The sequence below is a fragment of the Nitrospirillum pindoramense genome, from assembly GCF_007827955.1.
Taxonomy (GTDB): domain Bacteria; phylum Pseudomonadota; class Alphaproteobacteria; order Azospirillales; family Azospirillaceae; genus Nitrospirillum; species Nitrospirillum amazonense_B.
In genome coordinates this window covers 18618-37803 of record NZ_VITR01000006.1, presented here as the reverse complement: position 1 = coordinate 37803, position 19186 = coordinate 18618, and the positions used below count along the sequence as shown (strand labels likewise).

Below are 19186 nucleotides of genomic sequence, written 5' to 3'. Positions count from 1 at the left end.
GGTTCGTCAGCCGGGGTTCTTCTTGTAGGCGTCGATGACGCCGTTCCATTCCTCGATCACGCCCTTGTGCTCGGTCATGGCGTCGGTCTTGGCCTTGTCCAGGCACTTCAGATAGGCGGTCATCTTGGTGGTGTAGTCAGCCACCTTCTTTTCCGCCGCCTCCATCTCCGGCCCTTTGGTCTTCTTGCCTGGGGGCAGCTTGGGGCGATCGGGCCGGGTACAGGAGGGGCTTTGCGCCGCCGCCGGCAGGGCGGTGGCGATGACGGGGGCGGCGGCCAGCAGGGCGGCCAGGGCCAGGGTGATGCGGCGGGTCATGTCGATAGATTGATCAATGTTGACGATGAGTCGGCGGAGGGAATCACGCTCAGCCGCGCGCCCTCAGCCGCGCGCCAGGTTTTCCAGGGCGTGGGCATAGGGGCTCAGGTCATAGCCCTGGCGGCCGGCGGCCGTGATGATCTCGTTCACCGGGGTGCCGCTGGCGGCGGCGCCCAGCGACCACAGGATGGTGCTGCGCGTGCCGGACCGGCAGTGGGCCAGCACGGGGCCCGGCAGCTTGGCCAGGGCCTCGGTGAAGGCGGCGGCCGTCTGCGGGCCCAGGTTCATGTTGTTGACCGGCAGGTAGACATAGTCCAGGCCGGCCTCTTTGGCCAACTCGGCGGCGCGGGTGGAGGTCAGCTGGCCCGGTTCTTCGCCGTCGGGGCGGTTGTTGATGATGGTGCGGAAGCCCAACGCCTTGGCCTGGGCGATATCCGCCTCCTCGATCTGCGGGGCGACGCTGAGGTTGTCGGTCAGGGGGCGGGGGGTCAGCATGGGGGCGGCTCCGGTCTTGGGAACGGGCGGAAAGGTCGGGGTGAAGCTACCCCCATTCCCCCGCCCGGTTCCAGTATCTGCTTACGTCAATGGGCTCTCGAGCGACAAGGCCGGCGACCGCCGGCCCGGGTTTCACAAGCTGGCGCCCGCCGCCTGAGGGAACTGAAGGCCCCTCAGCGCTGGTCTTTCACCACCTCGCCGCCCTTGATGACGACGGGAATGTGTTCCAGCAGGGTCACGTCGGCCAGCGGGTCGCCCTTCACCGCCACCAGGTCACCATATCGGCCCACGGCCACGGCGCCGATGTCCTGGGTGGTGCCCATGGCCTCCGCCGCGTTGCGGGTGGCGGCGCGGATGGCCTCCAGCGGCGTCATGCCCCACTGCACCATCTTGGCGAACTGTTTGCCGTTGTCGCCATGGGGATAGACGCCGGCATCGGTGCTGAAGATCATCTTGACGCCGGCCTTGACCGCCTTGGCGAAGTTCTCGCGCTGCACGCGGCCGATCTTGCGCTCCTTCTCCAGGCTCTCGGGCAGCATGCCGGCTTTGGCGCCCTCCGCCAGGATGTAGTCGTCATCGTAGATGTCCATGCCCAGCCAGGTGCCGCGCTTCTTGGCCATCTCGATGCCCTCGTCGTCGATCAGGCTGGCGTGCTCGATGGTGTCGATGCCGGCGCGGATGGAGGCCTTGATGCCTTCGGTCCCGTGGGCGTGGGCGGCCACCCTCATGCCCAGGGCGTGGGCCTCCTTGGCGATGGCGTCCAGCTCCTCCTGCGTCAGTTGCTGGGCGCCGGGGCTGTCGCCCTTGGACAGCACGCCGCCGGTGGCGCAGACCTTCACCAGGTCGGCGCCGAACTTCTTGACCCAGCGCACCTTCTGCACCATGGCCCAGGGGCCGTCGGCCACCCCCTCTCCCACGCGGCCATAGTCGGCCGGCAGCAGGTTCTCGTCGCAGTGGCCGCCGGTGGCGCCCAGCAGGGGGCCGGACACCTTCATGCGCGGACCAGGCACCAGGCCGCTGTCGATGGCGTTGCGCAGGGCCACGTCGGTGAAGCCGTCGGCGCCCACGTTGCGCACGGCGGTGAAGCCGGCCATCAGTGTCAGCCTGGCGTTGGCCACGCCGGCGATGGCCTTGTCGGCCGTGCTCACCCCCAGCGATTCATACCCGTTCCAGGTGGGCTGGATGGTCAGGTGGGTGTGCATGTCGATCAGGCCCGGCAGCAGGGTCAGGCCGGGCAGCGCCACCGTGCGCGCGTCGGCCGGGGCCGTCACCGCGCCCTGCGTGCCCACCGCCGCGATACGGCCATCGACGATCAGCACGGCCGGCCGGTCCACCACCTTGCCCGACAGCACGTCCACCATGTGATCCGCCGTCACCAGCACCGCCTCCGCCTGGGCGGCGCCGGCGGCGGCCAGCAGGCCCAGGGCCAAGGCGCCCAGGCCGGCCATCAGGCGCCGGGCGGGCTTCGGCCGGGCGGACTTCGGAACGGTCGTGCGGTCGGACATGATGCGGAGAACCCCTGTCGATTCGGATTTTGGATATTCGTTGCGGCGAAAGGTGCCGTTCCGTCCCCGGGCCGTCAACGTGACAATTGGGGTGACAATCGGGTGGGGTGACAATCGGGCCGTCCGCGCCCTCCGTCCGGCCCAAGATTAAAATTCCGTCATGACATTAAAAAAATGTCAGGAAGCGGCGACAGGTTAGGGCCGTCCGCGCGTGAAAGGGTGTGGCGACCGAAAAACGGTCGCCCCTGTCAAAGCCCGGCGCAAAGGCGCGGGCCTCCTCTCCTCCTCCCAAACTGGGGTTTCATATCCGTCCGGGCGCCATCCAGGCAGTCCCTGGGCGCGACGGAGGCATCCACCGACCGGCCAGTGGCGAGAGGGCCGGGCGGATGGGCCGCCGGAGCGCCGGGGATATCAGTCGCGATGGGGTTCGGGGACCTGCCGCCGCCCTCGGGCGGACGGGGCCGGCTCCGTGTCGCTGTTGGCGGCGGCGGACGATATCGGCTGGGCGGACGACGCCGGGCCCGGCTTAAAAAAAACGGCCGCTGGCCGCGCTGGCGCCGTACCCGATGGGGGCGGCGACCAATCCTTCAGGGCGGCGGCGACCAGCCTGCGCTCCACACGCTCCATCATGCCGGGCGGCGGTTCGACCGGCACGTCCTGGACGACCAGCCGCTCCAACCGGCGCATCTCGCGCACGCGGGCCCGCCCCTCGCTGGAAGATAACAGGAATGCCGTTACAGCCCGCTGCTGCTCGACTGGCCATGCGCGAAGCTGCGCCCCGTACTGGCACAGCAGGTCGTCGAGTTCCTCAGGCGTCATCAAATGCATCCCGCGGCCGTATTGCGGTCTTGCGGAAAGCGGAGCGAAGGCGCTGGCGTGCGCGCTTCAACAGGGCCTCCGCCGCCACGACGGTAGTGTTCATGGCCGCCGCCACTTCGGCCGCGGACATCGATTGGTCGTAATATAGGGCCAGCGCCACCTGCTGACTAGCCGGAAGTCGTTGCCGGGCTGTGTGCAGAACTGTGGCCAATTCCTTTTCCAGGACGATTTCGTCAAAGCTTTGACTGTCGTCCATGATGTCTTCGGTCAGTTCCAATGTATTTTCCGCCGGTCGGCGGCGGTAATCGATACAGCGGTTGATGACGATGCGGTGGATCCAGGTGGTGAACTTGGCGCTGATGGGCTGCCAGGTTTCCCGGTGGTTCCACACCTGCAGGAAGGCGTCCTGCACCACGTCCTCCGCGTCGCTGTCATTGGGCAGGATGCGGCGGGCCACGGCGTAGAGACGGCGGAAATAGCGGCGGATCAGCAGGCGATAGGCGTCGACGTTCCCCGTTTTCAGCAGGGCCATCAGCATCTCGTCCGTGGCGTTGGCCAGGTCGGCGCCTTCCAGGATGGGGGTCAGCACCGGCGCCAGCACCGTCAGGCCGGCCCCACCGCTGGCGCTCAGGCCGCTGGTGTCCCGTGCCCCGGCATCCAGGGTCGCCCCGGCGGGGATGCCGTGCGAGTAAGGGGAGCTCGTCATAATCACCGCCATCTGTTTCTTGGCCCCTCCGAGGGCGCTGCCGTCGCCCTGGATTCTCATGGAATTTGCACGCTGGCCCCAGGACGGTCCCCACCCCGCCCGGGCCTCATCCGGCGATCCCGCCCCGCGCAGATCCCCGGACGATGTGTATTAAACGGTACAGAAGCCGTTACCTGTTCCTGAAACCTGGCCCTGTGACCGCATGCCGCCCTTCATTTTCTCAGGTCCGGGGCGGACGCGCCCATAGCCGGCGGTGCAGCGCCAGCCGCTCCTGGATGCGGCGCACCCGGTTGGGCACGTCGCGCCCGCCGGCCGCCCGGCCCAGCGCCATGATGAAGGCGCCATAGAGCTGGCTCAGCGCCTTGCCGCTGGGACCGCCCACCTGGTTGGTCATGACGACCTGCAGGCCGGTGTAGATGCGGATGGCGTGGACGATGTCGGCATGGAACTGGTCGAACTGGCCGTCGGCGGCGTGGCGCTCGGCGGAGGTGCACAACTGCAACGCCCGGTCCTGCAGCGCCTCCACCAGCTTGTGCGGGGGCAGGGTCTGCTTGGCCGATCCGTAGGCGCTGGTGGCGCGCTGGAACGCGGTGTGGTTCATGGCCGCTCTTTTCAACTCTCTGGAGGAAGGGAATGTCCGATGCCCCCCGGGCTGGCGCCGGCGGGATCGCGGGCGTCAACTACTGCTGCTGTTGCTGGCGTCGGAATACGCCTTCAGGGTCTTCAGCAAGGTGGCCGCCGTCTGCGCCTGCGCTTCCAGCTGGGCGTAGTAGGTCGCCAACTGGGTGCCATAGGCTTCCGCCTGGCTGCGGATGTCGGCCGCGTTGCTGGTCAGGGTGGTGTCGTAGTCCGTCAGGTTGTCGATCAGGTTCTGTAAGGTGCCGGTGTCCTTGTCCCCCGCGGTGTCGGACGTGTTGTAGATCAGGTCGGCCAAGCCGCTGCTGGTGCTGACGCTGACCGTTTCGCTCTGGGACCCCAGATAGACCAGCGTCATGCCTGCATATGCCGTGCCATCCTTGCCGATGATGCGGGTGCCGCTGATGGTGAACAGCGACGTGTCGCCACCGACGCCGGCGGACGCGATGCTGCCGTCGGCGTTCATGGTGATGTCCAGGTTGAAGTTCAGGCTGTCGGTGCTGTCGGGGGACCGCAGCATCGACAGCTCGGTCGAGGAGGTCGAATAGTTGAAGCCCAGGAGGGTCTCGAGATCGTCGAGATTGTCGCTGAGCGCGCTGTCCAGCGTGGTGCTGTCGATGGCCAAGGTGTTGTCGCTATTGAAGGAAAGCCCCAGGGAGGAGATGGAATAGGTGCCGTCGGTCAGGTTCAGCGCGTTCTGCAGGGCGGTGGAGATGGACCGCACCTGGCTGTCCGCGAACAGCACCGCGGAACTGGCCGGGCCGCCGTCGGTGCCCGTGGCCTGCTGGGTGGAGATGAAGTTTCGGACGGCGTTGTAGGCTGTAACGAAGGTGGAAATGCCGCTCTTGATGGCGCTGAGGTTGGCCGTCAGCTCCATGGTGATGGTGGAGCCGGTGCCGGTGCTGCTGTCGTAATCGCTGGAATAAAGGTCCAGCGTCACCCCGGACAGCACGTCGCTGATGACGTTGCTAGAGCGCTGGATGTCGATGCCGTCGACCTCGATCTCCGATCCTTGGGCGGCCGTGAGTTCGTCGGCGTAGCTGCCGTCGCTGCTGGTGACCCCCAGCGAGGTCAGGATGCCGCTGCTGTCATTGCTGAACTCGATGGCCTTGCCGGTGTCGGTGGCCGTCAGCACCAGTTCGTAAGCGCTGTCGGACACCTGGATGATGCTGGCGGAGATGTTGGTGTTGTCGCTCTGCTTGTTGATGGCGGCGGCGACGTCCTTCAGGCTGTCGGTGCTGGCGACGCTGATAGTGGCGGTTGACCCGTCGGCCAGGCCCAGGGTGAAGGTGCCGGACAGGTTCAGGGCGCCGGTCTGGTTGGATTGCGTGCTGCTGCCCAGCTTTTCCGCCGTCGCCAACTGCTTGATGACGATGGTGTGGGTGCCGGTGGCGGTGCCGTCGTCCACCGATACGCCCAGCATGTCGCTGGCGGAAACGGTGGAGCTGCCGCCCGACAGAAAGGCCGTGCGCTCGGAAAACAGGTTGGTGCTGGAACTGTCCACCGGGTTGGACAGGGCCTCCGCCGCCGTCGCCAGCGTGTTCAGCAGCCCCTGGAAATCCTCATAGGCCGAAATCTTGGACTCGTTGTCCGAGATTTCGCTGTCGATGGTGTCGGCCCTGGCCTCCTTCGCGGCCACCGCCGCGGCCACCAGGGCGGAATAATCCAGCCCCGTGACGGACGAGGCCGAGGAGGATGTGCTGGCCGTCGATGTGCTCGACGTGCTGCCGGAAATGGTGGACACCGCCATGATTGATCCCCTGGCCTAACCTTCTCCTTTCCCGCGAACCGGGGGCGCCTGTCGCCAGGCGCCCCCGTCGCTTAGCCTTACTGCAGCAGCTTCAGCAGTTCGGACGGCAGCTGGTTGGCCTTGGCCAGGGCGTTGATGCCGGCCTGGACCAGGGTGTCCTCGTTGGACAGCTTGGTCTGTTCCGACGCCACGTCGACGTCCATGATGGCGGACTGCGCCGCTTCCTGGTTCTCGATGGAGGTCGAGATCATCTCGCCCTGGTACTCGAAGCGGGAGATCTGGGCGCCCACCTTGGCGCGGGCCGTCGACAGCGCGCTGATGGCCGACTTGATGGTGGTGATGGCCGAGGTGGCCCCATCGGACGTCGACACGCTGGATCCGGTCAGGCCCAGCGAGCTGCTGTCCACCGTCGTCAGGCTGATGGTGATGGTGTCCGTGGTCGCCGTGCCCACCAGGAAGGTGACGCCCGAGGACCAGGAACCGGTACCGTCCAGCAGGCTCTGGCTGTTGAAGCGGGTACCCGTGGAGATGCTGTCCACTTCGTCCGTCAGCTGCTGGTATTCGGCGTCGATGTAGCCGCGCTCCGTGTCCGTCACGGTGCCCGAGACGGATTCGGTGGCCAGCGATTCCATGCGCTGCAGGATGTCGGAGATGCGGGCCATGCCGCCGTCCGCCGCCTGAAGAATGGACTGGCCGTTCGAGGCGTTGGTCGACGCCTGGTTCAGCATGGTCACGTCGGACTGGATCTTGGTGCCGACGGCCAGGCCGGCGGCGTCGTCCGACGCCTTGGTGATGCGGGACCCGGACGCGATCTTGGAAACCGAGGACGATTCCGCCTCGGAGTTGGTGTTCAGGTAACGCAGGGCGGAGTTCGCCGCTGTGTTGGTGGTGACGACAGGCATCATGGACCTCCATGTGGTTGGCGAGAGGTTCGTGGGGCGGCCGCCTTTTGCGGCCAGGCCGTACTCCCCCTCACACGGTTCAACGGCAGGTCAGATGAAAGCGGGCGCACTTTTTTTCGCTATTTTGCGAAAAGTTCCGAAGCGTCACATGTAGTTCGCCAGACTCATTTTCTGCGACGCCGCAATAGCCTGCATCGTCGCCTCTAATGAGGTCTGTAGCGTTGTCACTGTTGTTGAAACCTCCGCCAGATCGACACTTTTCAAGTCGCTGCTCTGGGTGCTGGCGAAGGAATTTATATCGGACAGATGGCTCGACGCCTTCTGTATTCTAGAGGATGTGTCCGACAATGTTTGGCTGATGTCGCTCAACCCGTCTGAGGCGTCGTTCACCAAATCCAACGCGGTGGTGAGTGTGGTGTCGTCCAGGGGGTTGGTGTTGCTGACCATGTTCAGGGCCCGCATCAGCTTCTCGATGGACGGGTCGTCGGCGGTGACGCCGTAGCTGACGCTTTGGGTGGCGGACAGGCGCACCGTGGCCAGGGTGTCATTGCCGCTGTAATAGCTGGTGTCGGCGCTGCTGGAGGATGTCTGCGCGGGATATGTCGAACTGTCCACCGACACCGGTGCGTGGTTGGTGTCGCTGCCGCCGAACAGGTACTGGCCGCCATAGGTGTCGTTCAGGATGGAGGCCACGTCCTTCAGCCAGCCCGACGCCTCCTCCTGGTAGGTCGACCGGCTGGTCTGGTCGGTGGACATGGCCTCGCTGATCGCCGTCTTCAGGCTGGTGGCTATGCTGGAGATGCTAGTGATGTCGGAGGAGATGGCGTCGATCTTGGTGACGGCGTTGTCGGCATTGGTGATCAGGGTGCTGGAATAGCTGACCTCGCTTTCCAGGTTCACCAGCAGCTTGACGTTGCCCCCGGCAGTGGACAGGCCGGCATAGGTGGTGGACTTGGCGCTGGTCGATTCCTGCACTTCCGCGGTGTTCAGCGCGGATTCGTTCTTCAGCATGTACTGGACAAGGGCGCTGTGCGCGCCGGCGGTCGATATCCGGTTCATCGGTGGGCCCTTCAGTTGACCATCTCGATGGTGGCGGTGAACATTTCCTGCAGCGTCGACATGATCTTGGCGGCCGCCTGGTAGGCTTGCTCCAGGGTCGAGACCATGGCCGTCTCCTCATCCAGGCTGACCCCGGACTGGGAGCTGAGCGCCGTGGTGGCGTCATCCAGGGTGGAACTGGCGGTGTCCGCCTTGGTGCTGGCGGTGGACGCGGCGGTGGCGGCGCTGCTGATGATGGTGGAGGCATAGCCCGACAGGGTGGTCGTGGCCTTGGCCAGGCCGCCGGCGCTGCTGAAGCTCTGCTTGCCGGTGAAGGCGTCCTCCAGCGCCGTGATGGTGCTGACGTCGCCCGAGGTGATGGCGCTGTCGCCCACGGCCAGGCTGCTGCTGTCCGACAGGGTGCCGGTGGGCAGCAGCGAGCTGTCGGCCGCCAGGCTCGCCTTGACCGCGATATCGCTGGCGCCGGTGCCGGTCAGCACGTCGTTCAGCCCGAAATAGAGCGAGGCGCCTTCCTTGTCGGTGCCGTCGCTGCTGTCCATCTCGTTCACGGCGATGCCGTCGCTGCTGTCGGCGGCGGCGATGGCCAGGTGGCCGTCGCTGGTGATGCTGGCGGTGAAGGTGCCGCTGGCGTTGATGGTGTCCAGCAGGTCCTGCACGGTGGACACGCCGCTGAGATCGATATTCAGCACGGCCGCCGCGTCATCGTTGCTGTCCACCGCCACCAGGCGCAGCGTGCCGGTGGCCGACAGGCTGTCGCTGGCGCTGACCGTCGCCGTGCCGGTCAGCGAGGTCGCGGCCGGATAGCTGGTGCCCTGGTTGGACACGGTATTGACCGTGGTGATGACGGTGCTGGCCAGGTTGTCCAGGCGGGTCTGCTGGTCCACCAGCGTGTCGTCGCGCAGGGTGATCAGCCCGCCGATGGCGCCGGACTTGACACTGCCGGTGATGTCCGTGCCATCCACGCTCAGCGCGCTGAAGCCCGTGGGGTAGGTCGTGCTGGCGTCGACGCTGCCGGCGGCGGTGTAGCTCAGCGTGTGCGCCGTGCTGCCCACCAGCACCTGGCCGGCCGTGGTCGACACCTGCATGGCGCCGGTGCTGTCCACCGTGTAGCTGACGCCCAGATAGCTGGACAGGGTCTTCAGCTGGGTGTCGCGCTGATCCTCCAAATCGGCGGTGGATTGGCCGGCGGCCTTGGCGGCGACGATTTGCTTGTTCAGGCTGGCGATGGTGGTGATGGCGGTGTTGGCCGAATCCACGTCGCTGGCGATGTCGCTGTCCGCCTGGGCCCGCAGGCCCTGCACCGTGCTGGATGCCTCGGAAAGGGTGCTGGCCATGGTTTCCAGCGCGGTCACGGTGGAGGATTTGTCCGTGTCGGTGCCGTTGCCCGAGGCCAGGGTGGACAGGTCGCTGGTCACCGTGTCGATGACGTCGGCGATGGAGGTGCTGCCCGATACCGTGCCGTAGGCGGTATCCACGTCGCTCATATAGCTGCTGATCACGCTGGCCTGGCTGTTGGCCGAGGTGGAGGACACCACCTGGCGCAGCAGGTACTGGTCCACATCCCGCGTGACGCTGCTGACGCTGACCCCGGACGCCTGGCCGTTGACGGTGACGGCCGTCTGGTTGGCCGTCTTCTTGGTATAGCCGTCCGTGCTGGAATTGGCCGTGTTGGCGCTGGTGACGGTGATGGCCGTCTGCGTGGCCGTCAGGGCGGACTGGGCGATGGAACCGGCGGTGCGGAGCGACATGGCGGGGGCCCTTCCTCAGGCGGTCAGCTGCACGCAGTGGCGCGCCTGGTGGCTGTCCACACGCACCTGGCGACCCCGCGCGGGGTAATAGCCACGCACGTCCTGCGCCCGTTCCCGCGTCACATGCAGCAGGCCCTGCAGGCGGGACCGCCGGCCCTTCAGCTCTGCGGCCATGCCGGCCTGCAAGACCGCCATTTCCGCCATCAGGCCCTGCAGCTGCGGCGCCCAGTGCTGGCCGGTGGCGGCGCGGCCCTGCGCGCCGCCCTGGGCGGCGCGGGCCAGGGTGACGCGGGCCACGGCCTCCGCCTCGCGCAGGTGCTTCAGCGCGGTGTACATGGCGCGCCGCCGGTCCAGGCTGGCCTCCGGCTGGCTGGCCGCGGCCTGGAAGGCTGCGAAAGCCTCGATCAGCGCTGTCGGGAACTGGGTCCCGCCTGGGGGCGGTGCCGGCAGCGTCACGGCCTCTGGCTGGGGCGCCGGCGCCACGGCGATGGCGGGTTCCGGGGCGGGCGTGCCGAACAGGCGGGAGAAGAGGCTGCTCATCGCGTCCCCCGGCGGTAGGAGGGCAGGTAGGCGTTGTTGAGCGCCCGCGAATATAGGGTCAGGGCCCGCGCCCGCTGCTGCTGCGCCTCCACCAGGGGGCGCAGGTCGGCGAGCGCCTGCTCCAGCCGCTCCTGGTAGCGCATCAGGTCGTCGATCAGGGCCAGCCGGGCGGCCTGGCGGATGTGGCCGCCCACCCGGACGCCGGGCGTCAGCGCCGACCGCACGGCGGCGTTCAGCCGCTTGCCTTCGCGCAGCAGGCGCTCCAGGCGGTTGGTGTCGAAGGCGGGACCGACGGGGGTGGGGGCCGAGGGCGCGGTGGCGGGGGTGACGGATGCCACGGGCGGGGTGATGGATTGGGCGGCGAGAAGGGCGAGGTGGTTCATGGCTGGGTCCTCACCGCTTGGCCTGCAACAGGGTGTCCATCATGTCCTGCGCCGTGGACACCACCTTGGCCGCCGCCGAATAGGCCTGCTGGGCGTAGATCATGCGGCTCAGCTCGTCCGACGTGTCGACGTTGGAGCTTTCCAGCGACTTGGACTCGATGGTGCCGGCCCCGTCGCTGCCCGCCTCCTTCAGGGAGTAGGCGCCAGAGGCGGTGGACTGGGCGTAGGTCTGGCCGGACACGGCGGTCAGGCCGTCGGCATTGGCGAAGGTGGCCACCGGGATCTTGTAGACCGTCTTGGACTGGCCGTTGTCGAAGTTGGCGACGACGCTGCCGTCGGTGTTGATGTCCACGCTGTTCAGTGTGCCCTTGGCGTAGCCGTCCTGCTTGGGGGTGCCCGTGGTGGTGACGCTGGGCGTGGTCGACCCGCTGGCATACTGGGTGATGGAGCCGCTGCCGCCGTTCTCGCCGTAATCGAGGGTAATGGAGCTGTCGGTGGCGCCGCTGCTCCAGCCCGTGATGCTCAGCTGGATGTCGCTGGTGGGCGAGGCCAGCGAACCGTCGCTGTTGAACACCAGGCTGACGGGCGTGCCGCTGCTGGTGCCGGTGACCGTGGACCCATCGGTGGCCGACACGGGGTTGGAGGCGTCCAGTTCCCAGGTGTTGGTGCCGGTCTTGGTCCAGGTCATGGTGACCGTGCTGCTGTTGCCCAGGCTGTCGTACACCTCGGTATCGGTGGTGTAGCTGCTGCCCACCGTGGCGTCGGACGGCAGGTTCAGGCTGCTGGTCACCTTGGTCGTCGCCTTGGGCGAGCCCGAGATGTTGTCGAGGTTGATCTTCTCCAGGCTGGCGGTATCGCTGCGATTGGTCGCCAGGATGTTGCCGCTGTCGTCGGTCGCCCAGCCCTCCAGGTAATAGCCCTCGGTGTTCACCAGGTTGCCGCTGTTGTCTTCGCTGAAGCTGCCATCGCGGGTGTAATAGGACTGGCTGCTGCTGCCGTCGTTCACCACGAACATGCCGTTGCCATCCAGCGCCAGGTTGGTGGTGACGTCGGTGGAGGTGATGTCGCCCTGGCTGCTGACCGATTGGGTCGTGCTGGCGATGACGCCGCCATAGTCGGCGGAGCTGCTCTGGCTGTCCGTCAGCAGGGCGGTGAACGACGTGTCGGTCGCCTTGTAGCCCGTTGAGGACGAGTTGGAGATGTTGCTGGAGATCGAGGTGAACGCCTTGGACTGGGCGTACAAGGCCGAGGTGGCGGTGTTCAGGGCGCTGAAGATGCTCATGGCCGTGGTTCCTTGGGATCAGAAACGGCGGTTGCCGATGCGGCCGCCACCTCGATAAACGCGTTTGGGATCAGAGAATTGACGTCACGTCGTCCATGCTGATCTCGTAAGAGCCCAGGGACAGCTTGGCCGTACCGGTGGAGGTGTCGACGCCCGTGACCTTGCCGACGCCGTAGGCGCTGACGCTGCTGGAGGCGCTGTCGGTGGTGGCGGTGATGGACAGGGTGTAGGTGCCCGAGGTGGCGGTGCCGCCATCCGTCTCGGTGCCCTTCCAGGTGATGTAGTTGGTGCCGGCGGTGGTGCTGCCGCTGCCGGAGTAGACGACGTTGCCGCTGCTGTCGCTGACGGTGTAGCTGACGCTGTCCGCCGCCGACGGCAGGGTGTAGCTCCAAATGGCGGAGCCATCCTGCAGGGGCGCCTCATTGCTGTCGGTCGACACGGTCTGGCCCAGGTAGTTGTAGGCCGGATAGCTGCTGGTGAAGCTGCTGAGGGTGCTGCTGATGCCATCCAGATAGGTGTTGGACGCCTCCTGCGCCTCCAGGCTGGACATCTGCACCAGCTGGGTGGTGAAGGTGCTGGTGTCCATGGGGCTGGTCGGGTCCTGGGTTTCCAGTTCCTTCAGCAGCAGCGACATCATGCTGTTGAAGTCGCCGAGCGTGCTGGAGGACGACGAGGACGCGGTGGTGCTCGTGCTCGTGGTGCTGCTGGAACTGGTGCTGGTCACTGACGTCATGATCCGACCCCTGCATCTTCCGGCGGCGTCAGGGATCCTGGAACGGGACCCCGGGCCGGAATTGGCTTTCGATCGGTTCAACGCCGGACCTTACAGAAGCGGGCGCACTTTTTTTGACGTTTCCAAAAAAAAGTTCAGGGCCATGAAGTCGTGGTCCGGCTTATATGCTTTCAACGGCCGATGCTGTTCTCGGAAAACAAGATCAGCAGTATTTGGATAGGCAATTTTTTACTAGTTCAGTATTGCCGATAGGCAGTTTCTTCCTAGTTGGCGCCGGCATGCGGTGGGTGACGTTCGCAAAAGTGGCGGAAACGCTGGGTTGATGGCCCCCTGCCACGCCGGGCCCCGACCGGCAGATTTTGCCCACCCGCGCAGGGGCGCCCTCACGCGCGACGGCTTGCCCGGCGCCGCGCGTGAGGAAGGTATCGATGAAAGGGGCGCCATCCCATGAACCTGACGCGAGCGCATGACCAGACGCCGGAGCCGGCGGACGACCCGTCGCAGGCCGCGGCGGCGTCCCTGCTGGCGGCCGGCCGGGCGGACGCGGCTTGGACCTTGTGCCGCCCGGTCCTGGCGGCGGGGCTGCGCACCCCGTCCTGGCTGGCCTTGGCCGGCCGCGCGCTGCTGGCCCTGGACCGCCCGGTGGAGGCCGAGCCCATGCTGGCCCTGGCGGCCGGCACCGCCGGGGTGGCCGAGGCGGCGACCCTGGGCCTGTTCACCCTGTGGGGGGTGGCGTTGCGCCGGTTGGGACGTGTTCCCCAGGCGGAGCCGGTGCTGCGCATGGCCGTGCGCCTGTCGCCGACGGACGCGGTGTGCCGCAGTAACCTAGCGGCCGTGCTGCGTGTGCTCGACCGGCTGGGGGAGGCGGAGGAGGAGGTTCGCGTCGCCCTGGACCTGGACCCCGACCTGGTCAACGCGCATGTCAACCTGGCCTCCATCCTCATGGCGCGCGGCGACTTCCACGGGGCGCTATCCGCCAGCCGCCAGGCCCTCGCCAGGGAGGGGGCGCAGGCGGAGGCGCTCTACACCCAGGCCGCAGCCCTGCAGGCGCTGGGCGATGTCGCGGCCGCCGCCGACGCCTGGGCCGCTGGCGTCGCGGCCCACCCGCAGGACGCCCGCCTGGTTTTCGGACGCGCCAACCTGGATTTGGCGCGCGGCGCGCTGGCCGCCGGCTGGATCGGCTACGAGGCCCGCAGGACCGCCGACCCGCAGCGTTTCCGCCCGCCGCCGGCCCTTCCGGCCTGGCAGGGGCAGCGCCTGGACGGCCCCCTGCTGATCTGGCGGGAACAGGGCCTGGGCGATGAGCTGATGTTCGCCAGCTGCTATGGCGCCGCCATCGCCGCCGCCGGATCGGCGGTGGTGCGCTGCGATCCCCGCCTGACGGGCCTGTTCAGCCGGGCCTTCCCCCATGCCTGCGTGGTGGCCCAGATGCCGGGGACGGAGGCGCCCGTGCCGGCTGTGGCCCCACCGGCTGTGGCTCAGGTTGCGGCGGGCTCTCTACCGGGGCTGGTGCGCGGCCGGTTGACCGACTTCGCCTCGCGGTCCCCCGGGCCGGTGCCTGGGACGGGCGAAGGCTATCTGCGGGCCTTGCCGGATTTGGTGGCGGGCTGGCGACGGCGCCTGGCGGCGCTGGATGAGGGCGGTTTTTCGACCCTGAAGGTGGGCTTATGCTGGCGTAGCGGCCTGGATGTCGAAAGCCGCGCGGGCCGTCAGCCGGACCTGGCCGATTGGGCGCCCCTGCTGGCCCTGCCGGGGGTGACGGTCGTGACCTTGATGTACGTGGACACGGGCGAGGAGCGCGCGGCCCTGGGCGCCCGTGCGCCCCATCACTTTCCCGACCTGGACCAGCGCGATGACCTGGAAGGGCTGGCCGCCCTGCTGTCCGCGCTGGACCTGGTGGTCACCGTGCCGACGGCGACGGGGGAACTGGCGGGCGCGCTGGGTGTGCCCGTGTGGCGGTTGGCCGGGGAATTGGATGTCACCTGCCTGGGCACCGGGTGCCGGCCCTGGTTCCCCTCGATGCGGATCTTCCGCGCCGGTGCCCGGGGACATCAGGACATCATCGCGGACATCGCGCGTCAGGTTGCGGCTCTGACTGCGTCCCGGTTATGAGCGCGCACGACAAAACGCGCCCGGCCGATGGTGGCGGGGCGCGCTTTGACGGCGGGCGTCAGCGTCGACGATGCGTCAGGACGCGTGACGCAGGGCGTGCGGACGATCGGCGTAGGGGCGGATGTGCTCTGCCCGGCGCGACCGGTCGCGGATGATGCGCAGCGCTTCCAGCAGGGTGCGGCGCTGGTGGCTGTCCAGGTCGGCCAGCAGCAGGTCGTTCACCGCCTGGCGCAGGGGCTGCAGCCGGCGCAGCACGGCCAGGCCCTCGGAGGTGGCGGACAAGAGCTTGCGACGGCGGTCGCTGGGATCGTCCTCCTGCCGGATCAGGCCCTTGCGCAACAGCTCGGTCACCGTGGCGCTGATGTGCGGACGGGACAGGCCGCGGGCGGCGGCGATCTCGGACGAGAAGATGCAGCCCTGGCGGCTAATGCCCAGGTCGGCGCCGGCATAGGCGTCGGCATGGGGATCGTTGGCCGGCTGGGACGGGCCGTCGTTGAAGTTGCGGTCGCCCGCGACGTTCATCAGAACGGTCCACTGCGGCGCGGTCAGTCCGGCCTCTTCCAGCAGGGGCTCGCTATGGCGCACCAGGGCGTTGGCCACGTCGATGACGCACAAGGCGATGGCATCTTCGGCGCGGAAATGGGCAAGGGCGTCGGGCATGGAATGGAACCCCCACATAACTGTTTTCAGGCCCCCACCATGATCCGTCCGACCCACCCCGGCATTGACCAGGATCAATAGCGCTGCGTCCTACCCCAATGGATAAGTTAAAATAGAAACGGGCGGCCGTCGAAGGCGGCCACCCGTTTCGATCAGGACAAACGTGGTTCGAACGTCCGTATTACAGCGTCCGCAGGTTGCCGGCGGCCGACTTGCCCTTGCGGGGGTCGTGCTGCAGGTCGAAGCTGACCTTCTGGCCTTCGTTCAGGGAGCGCAGGCCCGCCTGCTCGACGGCGCTGATGTGCACGAAGACGTCGGCGGTGCCGTCCTCCGGCTGAATGAAGCCGTAACCCTTGGTGCTGTTGAACCACTTAACGGTGCCGATAGACATGGTGTCTCCTTGAGGGGGTAGTTCCCGGTCCGGTGTCGTCCGCCCCCAAGGGGGCGGCGTCAAACATGACGGGAGCGAACCGGTGGACCGGGCAGGGCTCCGCGACAAATTCGACACCATAGTCATGAAACCCAAGGCGCCGGAGGACAAGCAAGAAAATCCGAACAATACTTAAAGTGCTCGAATGCTTGTCCTGATGGGTAACAAAGTATGGTGGATACATATTACCGGAGCGGCCTTTCGGCCTAAAGGCATAGGCCGCCCGCGCGCTGTCCGATATTAGTGCGCCATCCGCGTGCCGATGCCGAAGACGCGCAGCGCCTCGCGCAATTCCGGCAGGGCCCGCTCCACCACGGCCTTGCCCTCGGCGATGGCCTCGTCGGCCCGGTCGAACTCCAGCAGGCCGATATGGCCCAGGCGGGGCTTCAGGTGGATGTCCGGCGGCTCGCCCGCCAGGCGGGACCGGGTGATGCGGTCCAGCGCGATGCCCAGCGAGGTGGCCATGACGCCGAACATGCTGGGCCCCTCATACTTCGGCGGTTGCGGCCGCGTGCGGCGGGATTGCAGGAATGTCGACAGGAATTCGAAGTTATGTTTCTGCGGGATGCCCGGCGCTTCCTCGGCCGGCGCCTCCATGTCCTCCGTCGCGGGGGCGGCGTCCGGCGGCGCGGCGGCGCCGGCCTCGGCGTCGTGGCGGCTGCGGGTGCGGCCGATGATGTCGGCGTTCAGGTCCACCGCCACCACCATGGCGGCCCCCATGGCGCGGCAGGCGGCCACGGGCACGGGGTCGACCAGGGCGCCGTCCACCAGCCAGCGGCCGTCCACGTGAGAGGGCGGGAAGATGCCCGGCATGGCGTAGGAGGCGCGCATCGCCTCCACCACCGACCCGCGGCGCAGCCACACCTCCTTGCCCGTCGCCAGGTCGGTGGCCACGGTGATGAAGGGGCTGGGCAGGTCGTCGAAGGTGGAATCGCCCAGGTGCTGGTTCAATTCGGTCAGCAGTTTTTCACCGCCGATCAGGCCGCCGCCGCTGCGCAGCCGCAGGTCCAGCAGGCCCAGGATGCGCATCTTGGTCAGGTTGCGCGCCCACTGCTCCAGCGTTTCCAGGTGGTTGCCCAGATAGACCCCGCCCACCAGCGCCCCGATGGAGCAGCCCGCCACCACGTCCGGCTGGATGCCGTGCTGGGCCAGGGCCTGCAGTACGCCGATATGGGCCCATCCCCGGGCGACCCCGCCCCCCAGCGCCAGGCCGAGCGTGGGGCGGGGGGGATGGCGGTCGGCATGGCGGTCGGGCATGGCGGTCGAACACTCCAAAGGGGGGCGCCTGGCACTGAAGTAGGTGGCGCGGCCGGAAGGCACAGTACCGGCTTCTGATAACCGGTGAAAGTGGCGCGGGTGGGGCCGGCCGGCGGTGACATCGGGGTCGTGGGCTGGCGCCGGCGATCCGGTTTGCTATGGTGGCGGCCCCGCCTCCAGCCTGGAAAGCCCCGCCATGACCGGCATGCCCCCGCTTTTGTTCCCTGTGCCCCAGCCCGTGGTGCCGGTGGTTGGGGACGATGCCGTCTTCCCCGTGCACCGCATCTATTGCATTGGACGCAACTATGCGGCGCACGCGCGGGAAATGGGTTCCGACCCCACCCGCGAGCCGCCCTTCTTCTTCCAGAAGCCGGCCGATGCCGTGCAGGTGGTGATGCCCGGCACCGTGGCCGACCATCCCTATCCCACCCTGACCAGCAACTATCATTATGAGGTGGAACTGGTGGCGGCCATCGGCGTCGGCGGCCGCGATATCCCGGCGGACCGGGCGCTGGACCATGTCCTGGGCTATGCCGTCGGCCTGGACATGACCCGCCGCGACCTGCAACGCGCCATGGGCGACATCAAGAAGCCGTGGGAGATCGGCAAGGCCTTCGACCGCAGCGCCCCCATCGGCCCGCTGCACCGGGTGGGCTTGGTCGGCCATCCAGCGGGGGGCGCCATCACCCTGGCGGTGAACGGCGAGGTGAAGCAGTCCACCACCCTGGATCAGATGATCTGGTCGGTGGCGGAGCAGATCGCCAACCTGTCCCGCGCCTTCGCCCTGCTGCCGGGCGACCTGATCTATACCGGCACGCCGGAGAATGTCGGCCCCGTCGTGCCGGGCGACGTCATCACCGCCCATGTCGACGGCCTGCCCGACCTGTCTCTGCACATCACCGACCGGGCGTGAGGCGCAGGCGGCAAGGGACTCTTGCCGTCGCGCACCCTGGACGGTTGCCGTGTCAGGTCCGTCTCAGGATGGTGACCAGATAGAAGGGGCGCCGCGCCTGGCTGGCCACCGTGAAAAGGGGGGACCAGGCGAACGCGTCATGGATGCGCCGGGACAGCCGTGATTCAGGGTCGGCCGAAAAGAAGTAGTGGTTGGCCAACAGGCAGAGGCCGCCGGGCTTGAGCAACCGCGCCATCCGGGCCGCCACCTGTTTCAGCAGATCGTCCCCGATGGGCGGCGGCAGATAATAGAGTGTGTCGGCGAGGGTGATGAGGTCGAAGCCGCCGTCAAGCCCGGGGTCAAGGTCCAGCACGTCCCCCTGGCGAAAGCTGATCGCCGGACTGCCGAACCGCGCGGCCGCGCGATCCACCGCGGCCTGGGCGATGTCGATTCCCAGCACCTGATCGGCGCGCTTGCCCAGGTGATGGCTCAGCAAGCCCAAACCGCAGCCCAGGTCAAGGGCGTGCGTGAAGCGCTGGCCCGCGGGAAGGCAGGCGACGATGCGTTCGTATTTCCAGGCCTGGTAGCGATAGCGGCTGTCGGCGGAGGCCCAAGGGTCCCCGGTCTCGACATAGACCGCTTCGAAAGCGCCGCGCTCCCCGACCGTGGTCCGCAGACGGCTGATCGCCTTGTCGGTTCGTGCGCTCTGGAGGAACAGGGGCACGTCCGCGGGCGACATGAAGCGCATCGACCGCCACAGCTGGGCCAGGTTCCGGGCCGGGGAGGGCTGGCGTCTCGCGTTCGGTGCAATCGACATGGGGCTCCGTCTTTTTCGCATGCTTCCGCCGCGCCGCCGGGCAGGCGGACTCTGGGTGTCGGTGGAAATTTTGATGGTCGAACCGGCGCCTGAAAATGTGTACGGCCCATGGCGCGGGGGCTTGAGCGTGATCTCTGTCGCTCGG

General features: G+C 67.5%; 20 protein-coding genes. 2 read left to right on the top strand and 18 right to left on the bottom strand.

Annotation, left to right across the window (positions count from 1 at the left end):
* Positions 1–6: 6 nt before the first annotated feature.
* The 14 genes from FBZ90_RS11070 to FBZ90_RS11005 form a co-directional block, all read right to left on the bottom strand.
* Positions 7–315 (bottom strand): hypothetical protein, encoded by a 309-nt coding sequence (locus FBZ90_RS11070; protein ID WP_145732069.1) that lies wholly within the window; start codon positions 313–315, stop codon positions 7–9.
* A 63-nt stretch (positions 316–378) separates the two neighbouring features.
* The gene (locus FBZ90_RS11065; protein ID WP_145732067.1) at positions 379–810 is read right to left on the bottom strand and encodes a protein tyrosine phosphatase family protein; all 432 of its coding nucleotides are present in this window, start codon (positions 808–810) and stop codon (positions 379–381) included.
* Positions 811–983: 173 nt separating this feature from the next.
* Complete coding sequence (locus tag FBZ90_RS11060; protein WP_246130318.1) at positions 984–2315, bottom strand: Xaa-Pro dipeptidase; 1332 nt, start codon at positions 2313–2315, stop codon at positions 984–986.
* Between the two features lie 411 nt (positions 2316–2726).
* The gene (locus tag FBZ90_RS11055) at positions 2727–3134 is read right to left on the bottom strand and encodes a hypothetical protein (protein WP_145732065.1); all 408 of its coding nucleotides are present in this window, start codon (positions 3132–3134) and stop codon (positions 2727–2729) included.
* Positions 3124–3840 (bottom strand): sigma-70 family RNA polymerase sigma factor, encoded by a 717-nt coding sequence (locus tag FBZ90_RS11050; protein WP_186455740.1) that lies wholly within the window; start codon positions 3838–3840, stop codon positions 3124–3126. Before FBZ90_RS11050 ends, FBZ90_RS11055 begins: the two co-directional genes overlap by 11 nt.
* Positions 3841–4060: 220 nt before the next feature.
* Positions 4061–4441: a flagellar export chaperone FliS gene (locus tag FBZ90_RS11045; protein WP_145732061.1), complete on the bottom strand. Its 381-nt coding sequence runs from the start codon at positions 4439–4441 to the stop codon at positions 4061–4063.
* A gap of 75 nt (positions 4442–4516) precedes the next feature.
* Complete coding sequence (fliD, locus tag FBZ90_RS11040; protein ID WP_145732059.1) at positions 4517–6226, bottom strand: flagellar filament capping protein FliD; 1710 nt, start codon at positions 6224–6226, stop codon at positions 4517–4519.
* A gap of 77 nt (positions 6227–6303) precedes the next feature.
* Positions 6304–7131 (bottom strand): flagellin N-terminal helical domain-containing protein, encoded by an 828-nt coding sequence (locus FBZ90_RS11035; protein WP_145732057.1) that lies wholly within the window; start codon positions 7129–7131, stop codon positions 6304–6306.
* Positions 7132–7272: 141 nt separating this feature from the next.
* Entirely contained in the window at positions 7273–8187 is a 915-nt protein-coding gene (locus FBZ90_RS11030; RefSeq protein ID WP_145732055.1) for a flagellin, read from the bottom strand.
* An 11-nt stretch (positions 8188–8198) separates the two neighbouring features.
* Positions 8199–9935, bottom strand: coding sequence for a flagellar hook-associated protein FlgK (flgK, locus tag FBZ90_RS11025; RefSeq protein ID WP_145732053.1), 1737 nt, complete (start codon positions 9933–9935; stop codon positions 8199–8201).
* A 15-nt stretch (positions 9936–9950) separates the two neighbouring features.
* The gene (locus FBZ90_RS11020) at positions 9951–10475 is read right to left on the bottom strand and encodes a hypothetical protein (RefSeq protein WP_145732051.1); all 525 of its coding nucleotides are present in this window, start codon (positions 10473–10475) and stop codon (positions 9951–9953) included.
* Complete coding sequence (locus FBZ90_RS11015) at positions 10472–10858, bottom strand: hypothetical protein (RefSeq protein ID WP_145732049.1); 387 nt, start codon at positions 10856–10858, stop codon at positions 10472–10474. Before FBZ90_RS11015 ends, FBZ90_RS11020 begins: the two co-directional genes overlap by 4 nt.
* 10 nt (positions 10859–10868) lie before the next feature.
* Positions 10869–12140, bottom strand: a complete 1272-nt coding sequence (gene flgE / locus FBZ90_RS11010) for a flagellar hook protein FlgE (protein ID WP_145732047.1) — start codon at positions 12138–12140, stop codon at positions 10869–10871.
* Between the two features lie 70 nt (positions 12141–12210).
* Complete coding sequence (locus FBZ90_RS11005) at positions 12211–12873, bottom strand: flagellar hook assembly protein FlgD (RefSeq protein ID WP_145732044.1); 663 nt, start codon at positions 12871–12873, stop codon at positions 12211–12213.
* 447 nt (positions 12874–13320) lie between these two features.
* Here FBZ90_RS11005 and FBZ90_RS11000 point away from each other — a divergent pair, with 447 nt between their 5' ends.
* Positions 13321–14985 (top strand): tetratricopeptide repeat protein, encoded by a 1665-nt coding sequence (locus FBZ90_RS11000; protein WP_145732043.1) that lies wholly within the window; start codon positions 13321–13323, stop codon positions 14983–14985.
* Positions 14986–15060: 75 nt separating this feature from the next.
* On the opposite strand, the gene FBZ90_RS10995 is transcribed toward FBZ90_RS11000, so the two are convergent.
* From FBZ90_RS10995 to FBZ90_RS10985, 3 genes are all read right to left on the bottom strand, one after another.
* Complete coding sequence (locus FBZ90_RS10995; protein ID WP_186455739.1) at positions 15061–15645, bottom strand: MarR family winged helix-turn-helix transcriptional regulator; 585 nt, start codon at positions 15643–15645, stop codon at positions 15061–15063.
* A gap of 181 nt (positions 15646–15826) precedes the next feature.
* Positions 15827–16036, bottom strand: coding sequence for a cold-shock protein (locus FBZ90_RS10990; RefSeq protein WP_040849967.1), 210 nt, complete (start codon positions 16034–16036; stop codon positions 15827–15829).
* Between the two features lie 279 nt (positions 16037–16315).
* Entirely contained in the window at positions 16316–17332 is a 1017-nt protein-coding gene (locus FBZ90_RS10985) for a patatin-like phospholipase family protein (RefSeq protein WP_145732039.1), read from the bottom strand.
* Positions 17333–17528: 196 nt separating this feature from the next.
* Between FBZ90_RS10985 and FBZ90_RS10980 the strand changes: the two genes are divergently transcribed.
* Positions 17529–18245, top strand: a complete 717-nt coding sequence (locus tag FBZ90_RS10980) for a fumarylacetoacetate hydrolase family protein (RefSeq protein WP_145732038.1) — start codon at positions 17529–17531, stop codon at positions 18243–18245.
* Positions 18246–18297: 52 nt separating this feature from the next.
* Here FBZ90_RS10980 and FBZ90_RS10975 read toward each other — a convergent pair whose 3' ends face one another.
* On the bottom strand, positions 18298–18972 hold the full coding sequence (locus FBZ90_RS10975; RefSeq protein ID WP_186455738.1) for a class I SAM-dependent methyltransferase: 675 nt from the start codon (positions 18970–18972) through the stop codon (positions 18298–18300).
* Positions 18973–19186: the final 214 nt, after the last annotated feature.